Below are 10,670 nucleotides of genomic sequence, written 5' to 3'. Positions count from 1 at the left end.
CTCCTGCCACAGATCGATACCATGGGTTCTCCCACCCGCGTGAGGAGTGCTCTTGCCAGACGAGGCCCAGCCGCTCGACGCCGAAGGCGGGACCGAATCCCCCGCCGGGAGCAACGGAGCCGCTCCTGAGCCGCCGACGCCTGCCGTCCGGCCCGTACGGACCCCCGGCAGCGCGACACCGTCGCGCGCCGTGGGCTCCTCCAACCGCGTCCGCGCCCGCCTCGCCCGGCTCGGCGTCCAGCGTTCCAGCCCGTACAACCCGGTGCTGGAGCCGATGCTGCGGATAGTCCGGGGAAACGACCCCAAGGGCGACACCGCCCAGCTGCGCCAGATCGAGCGCGCCTACCAGGTGGCCGAGCGCTGGCACCGCGGGGTGAAGCGCAAGAGCGGCGACCCGTACATCACCCACCCGCTCGCCGTCACGACGATCCTCGCCGAGCTGGGCATGGACCCGGCCACCCTGATGGCGGGGCTGCTGCACGACACCGTCGAGGACACCGACTACAGCCTGGACGCGCTGCGCCGGGACTTCGGCGACCAGGTCGCCCTGCTCGTCGACGGTGTCACCAAGCTCGACAGGGTGAAGTTCGGCGAGGCCGCGCAGGCCGAGACCGTGCGCAAGATGGTCGTGGCCATGGCCAAGGACCCGCGCGTCCTGGTCATCAAGCTCGCCGACCGCCTCCACAACATGCGCACCATGCGCTATCTCAAGCGGGAGAAGCAGGAGAAGAAGGCCCGCGAGACGCTGGAGATCTACGCACCGCTGGCGCACCGGCTGGGCATGAACACCATCAAGTGGGAGCTGGAGGACCTCGCCTTCGCGATCCTCTACCCCAAGATGTACGACGAGATCGTGCGGCTGGTCGCCGAGCGCGCCCCCAAGCGCGACGAGTACCTCGCCGTCGTCACCGACCAGGTCCAGCAGGACCTGCGCGCGGCCCGGATCAAGGCGACCGTCACCGGCCGCCCGAAGCACTACTACAGCGTGTACCAGAAGATGATCGTGCGAGGCCGCGACTTCGCCGAGATCTACGACCTGGTGGGCATCAGGGTGCTGGTCGACACGGTCCGCGACAGCTACGCGGCGCTCGGGACCATCCACGCGCGGTGGAACCCGGTGCCCGGGCGGTTCAAGGACTACATCGCGATGCCCAAGTTCAACATGTACCAGTCGCTGCACACGACGGTCATCGGGCCCAGCGGCAAGCCCGTCGAGCTGCAGATCCGCACCTTCGACATGCACCGCCGCGCCGAGTACGGCATCGCCGCGCACTGGAAGTACAAGCAGGAGCCGGTCTCCGGCGCCTCCAAGGTGCGCACCGACACCCCGCGCAAGAGCGACAGTGCCACCGGCAGCAACGCGGTCAACGACATGGCGTGGCTGCGGCAGCTGCTGGACTGGCAGAAGGAGACCGAGGACCCGAGCGAGTTCCTCGAGTCGCTGCGCTTCGACCTCTCGCAGAACGAGGTCTTCGTCTTCACCCCCAAGGGCGACGTCATAGCGCTGCCGGCCGGTGCCACCCCGGTGGACTTCGCCTACGCGGTCCACACCGACGTCGGCCACCGGACCATAGGGGCCCGGGTCAACGGCCGTCTGGTGCCGCTGGAGTCGGCACTCGACAACGGCGACCTGGTGGAGGTCTTCACCTCCAAGGCCGCGAGCGCCGCCCCGTCGCGCGACTGGCTGGGCTTCGTGAAGTCCCCGCGCGCCCGCAACAAGATCCGCGCCTGGTTCTCCAAGGAGCGCCGCGAGGAGGCCGTCGAGCAGGGCAAGGACGCCATCGCACGCGCGATGCGCAAGCAGAACCTGCCGATCCAGCGGGTGCTGACCGGCGACTCGCTCGTCACCCTCGCGCACGAGATGCGCTACCCGGACATCTCCGCGCTGTACGCGGCGATCGGCGAGGGGCACATCACCGCCCAGTCCGTCGTCCAGAAGCTGGTCGACGCGCTCGGCGGCGAGGAGGGCGCGACCGAGGACATCGCCGAGATCACCACCCCCTCGCGCAGCCGCTCCAAGCGGCGGGCCAACGCCGACCCGGGCGTGGTCGTGAAAGGCGTCGACGATGTGTGGGTCAAACTGTCCCGCTGCTGCACCCCGGTGCCCGGCGACCCGATCATCGGCTTCGTCACCCGGGGCAGCGGCGTTTCCGTGCACCGCACGGACTGCGTCAACATCGAGTCGCTGTCCCAGGAGCCCGAGCGGATCCTGGAGGTCGAGTGGGCGCCCACCCAGTCGTCCGTCTTCCTGGTCGCCATCCAGGTTGAGGCGCTGGACCGGTCGCGGCTGCTGTCGGATGTGACCCGGGTCCTGTCCGACCAGCACGTCAACATCCTGTCCGCCGCTGTGCAGACCTCCCGCGACCGGGTCGCGACCTCGCGCTTCACCTTCGAGATGGGCGATCCCAAGCACCTGGGACACGTCCTGAAGGCCGTACGCGGCGTCGAGGGCGTCTACGACGTGTACCGGGTGACTTCGGGCCGTCAGCGCTAGTTTTCGTCCTCAGAACGCCGGACGGGCTGGTTCACCAGCCCGTCCGGCGTTTCGATGTCACGGCAACGTTCAGCCGCCGAACTCCTCCAGGCCCTTCAGTGCCTGGTCCAGCAGGGCCTGGCGGCCCTCCTGCTCCCGGGTGAGCTTGTCGGCCTTGCCGGTGTTGCCCGCCGCCCGGGCCGCCTCGGCCTGCGCGCCCAGCTTGTCGACGGCCGCCTGCAGCTGACCCGTCAGACCCGCGGCGCGGGCCCGCGCTTCCGGGTTCGAACGGTGCCACTCGTTCTCCTCGGAGTCCTGGATCGCGCGCTCGACCGCGTGCATCCGGGCCTCGATACGGGGCCGGGCGTCGCGCGGCACATGGCCGACGGCCTCCCAGCGCTCGTTGATCGCCCGGAACGCCGCGCGCGCGGCCTTGAGATCCGTCACCGGAAGGAGCTTCTCGGCCTCGATGGCCAGCTCCTCCTTGAGCGAGAGGTTCTCCCGCTCCTGGGTGTCCCGCTCGGCGAAGACCTCGGCACGGGCCTGGAAGAACCCGTCCTGGGCGCCGCGGAAGCGGTTCCACAGGTCGTCCTCGGACTCGCGCTGGGCGCGGCCCGCGGCCTTCCACTCCGTCATCAGCTCGCGGTAGCGGGCGGCGGTCGGACCCCAGTCGGTGGAGTTCGCCAGCGCCAGTGCCTCCGTGACCAGCTTCTCCTTGGCGCGACGGGCCTCCTCGCGCTGTGAGTCCAGCGACGCGAAGTGCGCCTTGCGCCGCTTGGAGAACACCGAACGGGCGTGGCTGAAACGGTGCCACAGCTCGTCGTCGGCCTTGCGGTCCAGGCGCGGCAGCGCCTTCCAGGTGTCCACCAGGGCGCGCAGCCGCTCGCCCGCGGTCCGCCACTGCTCGCTCTCGGCCAGCCCCTCGGCCTCCGCTACCAGCTCCTCCTTGGCCACCTTGGCCTCGTCGGTCGCCTTCGCCTTGGCGACCTTGCGCTCCTCGCGGCGGGACTCCACCAGCCCGACGAGAGCGTCCAGCCGCTTGGCCAGCGCCTCCAGGTCCCCCACCGCGTGCGCCTCGGTCACCGACGCCCGAAGGTGCTCGATCGCGGTCAGCGCGTCCTTGGGCGCGAGGTCGGTGGTCTTCACCCGCCGCTCGAGGAGGCCGATCTCAACGACGAGCCCCTCGTACTTGCGCTCGAAGTAGGCCAGCGCCTCGTCCGGAGACCCCGCCTGCCACGAACCGACCTCCCGCTCTCCGTCGGCCGTACGCACGTACACGGTCCCCGTCTCATCGACGCGGCCCCATGGGTCGCTGCTCACAGCGCCTCCTCCACGTGATGCCCGGCCGTTGTACGGCTCGCCGGCATCGTCCACAGTTTCCTCCGGCCGGGCTGCGCCCTGACCGGTCCAACGCCAACATAGGCGACCGGCGCCCCGGCTGTCCGCATCCCGCACACGCGAAATTTACCGCCGGGGCCCCGTTCATCAGGGGTTCACGACTGCTTGACGACCGCCTTGTCGATCACCACGGTCGCGTTCGGGGCGGTGTTCTGCTGGGCGTCGGGCGCCTGCGCACCCGCTGCCGCGATCTTCTGCAGCACCTTCATGCCGTCGGCGCCGATCGTGCCGAACGGTGTGTAGTCGGCCGGCAGCGGACTGTCCTTGTAGACCAGGAAGAACTGGCTGCCGCCCGAGTTCCGGCCCGTGGCTGCCTGGGCGTTGTACTGATTCGCCATCGCGACCGTCCCGGCCGGATAAGTGCCCTTCGCGATGGCGGTGTCCTTCAGGTTCTCGTCCGGAATCTTGTAGCCGGGTCCGCCCTGTCCGGTGCCCGTCGGGTCGCCGCACTGCAGGACGTAGATGCCCGTGGTGGTGAGGCGGTGGCACTTGGTGTGGTCGAAGAAGCCCTTGCCGGCCAGGAACGTGAACGAGTTCACCGTGGCCGGCGCCTTCGCGGCGTCCAGCGACAGCGCGATGTCACCGCAGGTGGTCTGCAGCGTGAAGGTGTACTTGGCGCTCTTGTCGATCGCCATCGCCGGTTCCGTTTTCCACTGCGCCTTCCCCGGGACGCCCGCGCCCGGCTTGGCGCACGGGTCCGGCGCCTTGGAGGCCGGCGGCGGCGTGGTGGCCGCCGCGTCGGTCTTCGCCTTGTCCTTGCCGCCCAGGCTGCCCGTCGCGTACGCCGTGGCACCGGCGGCGACCACGACGGCCACCACGGCGGCGACCACCGCGTTGCGCCGGCGGGACTTGGAGCGCTCCGCGGTCCTGCGCTGCTGCTGCCGCTCGAACTTCTCTCGGGCGAGCTGTCGCCGCCGCTGTTCCTTGGTGACCACTTCGCCGTCTCCCGGTCTTCTTCTTCAGTCTTCTCGAAAACGTCTGCTCGAACGTGAATCCGCGTGCGGCAGATCTTCGCGCCCCACACGGCCCCCAGTCCAGTACCCGTCCGGCCCGGCCGGGCGCCCTCTGCGGGGACGATACGGGTTAGCGGCCGCCGCTCCCGCGCCGGTAGGCTCGTGAACTGCCGACACTTCCCGCGGACGACAGAAGGACGAACGTGCTTATTGCCGGGTTCCCCGCCGGGGCCTGGGGGACCAATTGTTATGTGGTCGCCCCCGCCGCCGGTGAGGAGTGCGTGATCATCGACCCGGGTCACCAGGCGACCCAGGGCGTCGAGGACACCCTCGCCAAGCATCGCCTCAAGCCCGTCGCCGTCATCCTCACCCATGGCCACATCGACCATGTGGCGTCCGTCGTGCCGGTCTGCGGGGCCCATGACGTCCCGGCGTGGATCCACCCCGAGGACCGCTACATGATGAGCGACCCGGAGAAGGCCCTGGGCCGCTCCATCGGGCAGCCCCTCATGGGAGAGCTGACCATCGGCGAGCCCGCCGACGTCAGGGAGCTCAGCGACGGCGCCGCCCTCGCGCTGGCCGGCCTGCGGTTCACCGTGGCGCACGCGCCCGGCCATACCAGGGGGTCGGTGACCTTCAGGCTCCCCGACTCCTCCGACGTGCCGTCGGTGTTCTTCTCGGGCGACCTGCTGTTCGCCGGCTCCGTCGGACGCACCGACCTGCCCGGTGGCTCCACGGCCGAGCTGTACGAGTCGCTGGCCCGCGTGTGCCTGCCGCTCGACGACTCGACCGTGGTGCTGTCCGGCCATGGCCCCCAGACGACCATCGGCCGCGAGCGCGCCGCCAACCCCTACCTGGGGGAAGCGGCCCGCGGCCCCGGAGCCGGCTCCCCGGCTCCGCGACGAGGAATGTGACGACGCTTCCTGTGAGTACCTTCCAGGCCCCCCGGGGCACCTATGACCTGCTGCCGCCGGACTCCGCGACGTTCCTCGCGGTGCGTGAGGCGATCTCCGCGCCGTTGCGCAACTCCGGCTACGGCTACATCGAGACGCCCGGCTTCGAGAACGTCGAGCTCTTCGCGCGCGGTGTCGGCGAGTCCACCGACATCGTGTCCAAGGAGATGTACGCCTTCACGACCAAGGGCGGCGACGAGCTGGCGCTGCGCCCCGAGGGCACCGCGTCCGTGCTGCGCGCGACGCTGGAGGCCAACCTCCACAAGACGGGATCGCTGCCGGTCAAGCTCTGGTATTCCGGCTCGTACTACCGCTACGAGCGCCCGCAGAAGGGCCGGTACCGGCACTTCTCGCAGGTCGGCGCCGAGGCGATCGGCACGGAGGATCCGGCGCTGGACGCCGAGCTGATCATCCTCGCCGACCAGGCGTACCGCTCGCTGGGACTGCGCGACTTCCGGATCCTGCTCAACTCGCTGGGCGACAAGGAGTGCCGTCCGGTCTACCGCGACGCGCTCCAGGGCTTCCTGCGCGAGCTCGACCTGGACGAGGAGACCCGGCGCCGTATCGAGATCAACCCGCTGCGGGTTCTCGACGACAAGCGCGCGGACGTCCAGAAGCAGCTGGTCGGCGCACCCCTGCTGCGCGACTTCCTGTGCGACGCGTGCAAGGCGTACCACGAGGAGGTGCGTGAACTGATCGGTGCGGCCGGTGTGGTGTTCGAGGACGACGAGAAACTGGTGCGCGGCCTCGACTACTACACCCGCACCACCTTCGAGTTCGTGCACGACGGACTCGGCGCGCAGTCCGCGGTGGGCGGCGGCGGCCGCTACGACGGCCTGTCCGAGATGATCGGCGGCCCGGCGCTGCCGTCGGTGGGCTGGGCACTCGGCGTGGACCGTACGGTGCTGGCGCTGGAGGCCGAGGGGATCACGCTCGAACTGCCCGCCTCCACCAGCGTGTTCGCGGTGCCGCTCGGCGAGGAGGCCCGCAGGATTCTGTTCGGCGTGGTCACCGAGCTGCGCAAGGCGGGGGTGGCCACCGACTTCGCGTACGGCGGCAAGGGGCTCAAGGGGGCGATGAAGGCGGCCAACCGCTCGGGTGCGCGCTACGCGCTCGTCGCGGGCGAGCGCGATCTCGCCGAGGGCGTCGTCCAGCTCAAGGACATGTCGAGCGGCGAGCAGGCCCCGGTGGCCCTGGGCGAGCTGGTCGCCACCCTCCAGGCCAAGCTGGCCTGACGCACGGCGAAGGCCTGGACGGCACCGGCCGTCCGGGCCTTCGGCGTTCCGCATCGCGCGTCGCCGTGGGGATCAGATCAGCCCGTGCCGCATCGCGCTGGTGACGGCGGCGGTGCGGTCGTCGACGCCGAGTTTGCCGAACGACCGCAGCAGATGGGTCTTGACGGTGCTCTCGCCGATGAACAGCCGGCGTCCGATCTCTGCGTTCGTGCAGCCCTGCGCGACCAGTCGCAGGACGGCGCACTCGCGGTCCGTCAGCCGGGGCCGTTCCGGCTTGGTCCGCAACTGGTCCACGAGCCGGGCCGCGACCGACGGGGACAGTACGGTCTCGCCCCGGCCGGCCGCGCGGATGGCGTCGGCGAGTTCGGCGCGTGAGGTGTCCTTGAGCAGGTAACCGGCCGCGCCCGCCTCGACCGCGCGCAGGATGTCGCCGTCCGTCTCGTACGTGGTCAGCACGATCACCCGGCACGGGAGCCCGGCCGCCGTGATGCGGGCGGTCGCGGCCACGCCGTCGCCGCCGGGCATCCGCAGGTCCATCAGCACGATGTCGGGGAGCAGGGTCGCTGCCAGCGCCTCGGCCCGCGGGCCGCTGTCCGCCTCGCCGACGACCTCGAGGTCGGGTTCGGCGTTGAGCATGCCGCGCAGCCCCTCCCGCACCACGGGATGGTCGTCGGCCAGCAGGACGCGGATCACGCGGGGCTCCTCACAGCGGTGGCCGGCAGCGGGCCGGTGGGGAGGGATATGACGACCTCCGTGCCGTCGCCGGGCGCGCTGGTCACACCGGCCGTGCCGCCGATCTCGCCGGCCCGGGCACGGATCCCCGCCAGACCGTACCCGGCCGTGCCGGCGCCGGTGTCGAATCCGCGGCCCGCGTCGCGGACCCGCAGGCACAGCGTCCCGGGGGTGTACTCCAGGGAGACGGTGACGCGGGCGTCCGGCCCCGCGTGCCGCCGGGCGTTGGCCAGGGATTCCTGGCAGCCGCGCAGGATCACCACCTCCACGCCGGGCGGCAGCGCGCGAGCGGGACCCGTCACCGCGACCGCCGCCGGGGCGCCGGTCTGCTCGTGGTGGCGGACCGCCAGCCGGCGGACGGCGTCGGGCAGCGAGCCGTCCTCCAGGCCGGTGGGTCCGTCGCCGGCCACGAGCGCGCGGGCCTCGGCGAGGTTCTCGCGGGCCGTGCGGGCCATCAGCCCGAGATGGCGGCGGGCCTGTTCCGGCTCGCTGTCCAGCTCCGACTCGACGGCCTGGACGAGCATCAGCAGGCTGGTGAAGCCCTGCGCCAGCGTGTCGTGGATCTCCCGGGACATCCGGGCCCGCTCGGCCAGCGCGCCCCGCTCGGCGGACAGCCGGGCCACCGCCTCCCGGCTGGCGTCCAGTTCGGCGATCAGATCGGCACGTTCCGCGCTCTGGGTGATGATGCGGATGATCCAGCCGCCGAACGCCGCGGAGAACGCCAGCGTGACGACGGCGAAGACGGAATTGAAGAACAGCACGTCCGGGGCCGGCCGCCAGATCAGTCCCCAGCCCACCACCGGCACCAGGTTGACGATCGCGATCAGGACCAGCGCGCGGCGCATCCGCGTCCACAGCAGCATGAAGCACTGCGGGGCGAGGGCGAAGGTGGCGAGCCGGACCTCCCCGACCAGGAAAGACGGCGGCAGGAACAGCGCCACCGCGCCGATCAGATAGACCAGCGACCGGCGGGCGTCCTCGCCCTCGGCGAGCAGCGCGGGGCGTCCGACGACGATGTACCAGGGCACGGCCACGGTGAAGAGCACGGCCGCGGCCACCCGCGGGATGAGCCCGGGGGTGGCCGCGCCCAGGATGAAGATCAGGGTGGCGGTGTACACCACCGCGAAGTAGGCGTCCCAGCGCGGGAACCGGCTGCTCCACTCGTCGCCGTCCCGGGCGTTGCCCGTGGTCATCCGTCGTCCCGGCTCTTCCACCGGAAGGTCATCACGCACAGCAGCAATCCTGCGACGCACCAGGCCCCGAGCACCAGGGCGATCTTTCCGTACTCCCAGGACCCGGCCTGTTCCAGCACCTTGGCCTGCTCGGGCAGGAACACCCCGCGGAAGCCCTGGCACATCCACTTCAGCGGGAAGAACGCGCCGACGGTGAGCATCCAGTCCGGCACCGTGTCGACCGTGATGTAAACGCCCGAGATGAACTGGAGCACCAGGAAGGGGAGGACGACCACCGAGGAGGCGCTCCGGCCGGACTTGGGCACATTGCTGATCGCGATGCCGAGCAGCGAGCAGCCGATCAGGCCGAGGACCAGGACCCAGAAGAACGTCATCCACTTGTCGGCGGACGACGGCAGGTCGAGGTCGAACAGGGTGGTGCCGGCGACCAGCAGCAGCGCGGTCTCGGCGATCCCGGTGACGAGCACCAGCCAGAGCTTGCCGAGGAAGTACGCGGATTTCGGCATCGGTGTGCCGCGCAGCCGGCGCAGTACCTTCTCGTCGCGCTCGATGGCGATGGAGATGCCCAGCGACTGGAAGCTGGTGGACATCACGCCCGCGCCGATCATCGCCGCCGCGTAGAGCTGGGAGGCGGTGACGCCGGAGCCCTTCACATCGTCGTGGAAGATCGTCGCGAACAGTGCCATGAGCACGACGGGGAAGGCGAAGGTGAACACCACCTGCTCGCGGACCCGGAAGAACTGCTTCAGTTCGATCGTGGCCCGGTCCAGGCCGACCCGCCATGCTCCGGGGAGCCGGCCCTCGCCGGCCGCGGTGGTGGTGATGTGCGAGGTGGTGGTGGTCATCGCGCGTCCTCCTGGCCGATCAGCCGCAAGTAGACGTCTTCGAGGGTGGTGCGGGAGACCCGCAGCCCGGGTATCTCGCCGTCGAAGCGGCGGGTGAGTTCCGCGACGGTCCTGGTCGGGGTGTCGGTCTCGGTGCTGCGTGGCCCGTCCTGCGGATCGGTCCAGTGGACGGTCGCCCGGTCCTCCGCGCGTCCGCCCAGCGTGGCCGGGTCGCCGTGCGCCACCACCCGGCCCGCGGAGATCACCGCGAGCCGCCCCGCCAGGGCCTCCGCCTCCTCCAGATAGTGCGTGGTCAGCACGATCGTGGTGCCCTCGTGGGCCAGCATCCGGATCAGGTCCCAGAACTGCCGGCGGGCCGCCGGGTCGAAGCCGGTGGTCGGTTCGTCGAGCAGCAGCAGCTCGGGCGCGCCGATCACCCCGAGCGCCACGTCGAGCCGCCGCCGCTGGCCGCCGGACAGCGCCTTGATCCGGCTGTCCGCCTTCTCCTCCAGGCCGACCAGGGCGATCACGTCCTCCGGGTCGCGCGGCCGGGGGTAGTACCGGGCGAAGTGCCGCACGCTCTCGCGGACGGTCAGCTCCGCGGGCGCCGACTCGTCCTGCCAGACGATGCCGACCCGCGCCCGCCAGGCCCGCCCTGCCGTGCCCGGGTCCTCGCCCAGTACGGTCACCTCGCCGCCGTCCCGTGACCGGTGCCCTTGCAGGATTTCGACCGTCGTACTCTTGCCCGCCCCATTGGGGCCCAGGATCCCGAACACCTCGCCGCGCCGGATGTCCAGGTCGACTCCGTCAACCGCCGTGACCTCGCCGTACCGCTTGCAGAGCCCCCGCACTCTCACCGCTTCGTTTCCCATGCCCGTAAGGCTCCTCCTGACGGGCCCGGCGGGGGAC

9 protein-coding genes are annotated in these 10,670 nt (G+C 70.9%); 3 read left to right on the top strand and 6 right to left on the bottom strand.

Annotated features, from left to right (window positions below):
* Positions 1–52: 52 nt before the first annotated feature.
* The gene (locus QMK24_RS28220) at positions 53–2,494 is read left to right on the top strand and encodes a RelA/SpoT family protein (RefSeq protein ID WP_502962517.1); all 2,442 of its coding nucleotides are present in this window, start codon (positions 53–55) and stop codon (positions 2,492–2,494) included.
* Positions 2,495–2,563: 69 nt separating this feature from the next.
* On the opposite strand, the gene QMK24_RS28215 is transcribed toward QMK24_RS28220, so the two are convergent.
* Together QMK24_RS28215 and QMK24_RS28210 are read right to left on the bottom strand one after the other, a co-directional pair.
* Positions 2,564–3,793: a DUF349 domain-containing protein gene (locus tag QMK24_RS28215; protein ID WP_283469619.1), complete on the bottom strand. Its 1,230-nt coding sequence runs from the start codon at positions 3,791–3,793 to the stop codon at positions 2,564–2,566.
* Between the two features lie 173 nt (positions 3,794–3,966).
* On the bottom strand, positions 3,967–4,806 hold the full coding sequence (locus QMK24_RS28210) for a peptidylprolyl isomerase (protein WP_283469618.1): 840 nt from the start codon (positions 4,804–4,806) through the stop codon (positions 3,967–3,969).
* 221 nt (positions 4,807–5,027) lie between these two features.
* Between QMK24_RS28210 and QMK24_RS28205 the strand changes: the two genes are divergently transcribed.
* Both QMK24_RS28205 and hisS read left to right on the top strand, forming a co-directional pair.
* The gene (locus QMK24_RS28205) at positions 5,028–5,738 is read left to right on the top strand and encodes an MBL fold metallo-hydrolase (RefSeq protein ID WP_283469617.1); all 711 of its coding nucleotides are present in this window, start codon (positions 5,028–5,030) and stop codon (positions 5,736–5,738) included.
* A gap of 11 nt (positions 5,739–5,749) precedes the next feature.
* Positions 5,750–7,012, top strand: a complete 1,263-nt coding sequence (gene hisS, locus QMK24_RS28200) for a histidine--tRNA ligase (RefSeq protein WP_283469616.1) — start codon at positions 5,750–5,752, stop codon at positions 7,010–7,012.
* 72 nt (positions 7,013–7,084) lie between these two features.
* Here hisS and QMK24_RS28195 read toward each other — a convergent pair whose 3' ends face one another.
* The 4 genes from QMK24_RS28195 to QMK24_RS28180 are packed head-to-tail and all read right to left on the bottom strand — an operon-like array spanning position 7,085 to position 10,633.
* Positions 7,085–7,705 (bottom strand): response regulator, encoded by a 621-nt coding sequence (locus QMK24_RS28195; RefSeq protein ID WP_283469615.1) that lies wholly within the window; start codon positions 7,703–7,705, stop codon positions 7,085–7,087.
* Positions 7,702–8,937 carry a sensor histidine kinase gene (locus QMK24_RS28190; protein ID WP_283469614.1) on the bottom strand — a complete coding sequence of 412 codons (1,236 nt, stop codon included), beginning with the start codon at positions 8,935–8,937 and terminating at the stop codon, positions 7,702–7,704. Before QMK24_RS28190 ends, QMK24_RS28195 begins: the two co-directional genes overlap by 4 nt.
* On the bottom strand, positions 8,934–9,782 hold the full coding sequence (locus QMK24_RS28185) for an ABC transporter permease (RefSeq protein WP_283469613.1): 849 nt from the start codon (positions 9,780–9,782) through the stop codon (positions 8,934–8,936). The genes QMK24_RS28190 and QMK24_RS28185 overlap by 4 nt, the downstream gene beginning before the upstream one ends.
* The gene (locus tag QMK24_RS28180) at positions 9,779–10,633 is read right to left on the bottom strand and encodes an ABC transporter ATP-binding protein (RefSeq protein ID WP_283469612.1); all 855 of its coding nucleotides are present in this window, start codon (positions 10,631–10,633) and stop codon (positions 9,779–9,781) included. Before QMK24_RS28180 ends, QMK24_RS28185 begins: the two co-directional genes overlap by 4 nt.
* Between the last annotated feature and the right edge of the window lie 37 nt (positions 10,634–10,670).

Source organism: Streptomyces sp. PH10-H1, assembly GCF_030063355.1.
Classification (GTDB): domain Bacteria; phylum Actinomycetota; class Actinomycetes; order Streptomycetales; family Streptomycetaceae; genus Actinacidiphila.
The sequence above is the reverse complement of the archived record's forward strand: the minus strand, read 5'-3'. Positions and strand labels throughout refer to the sequence as shown.

Coding starts and splice junctions, on each gene's coding strand:
- QMK24_RS28180 (WP_283469612.1), bottom strand. CDS start 10,633: ATGGGAAACGAAGCGGTGAGAGTGCGGGGGCTCTGCAAGCGGTACGGC.
- QMK24_RS28185 (WP_283469613.1), bottom strand. CDS start 9,782: ATGACCACCACCACCTCGCACATCACCACCACCGCGGCCGGCGAGGGC.
- QMK24_RS28190 (WP_283469614.1), bottom strand. CDS start 8,937: ATGACCACGGGCAACGCCCGGGACGGCGACGAGTGGAGCAGCCGGTTC.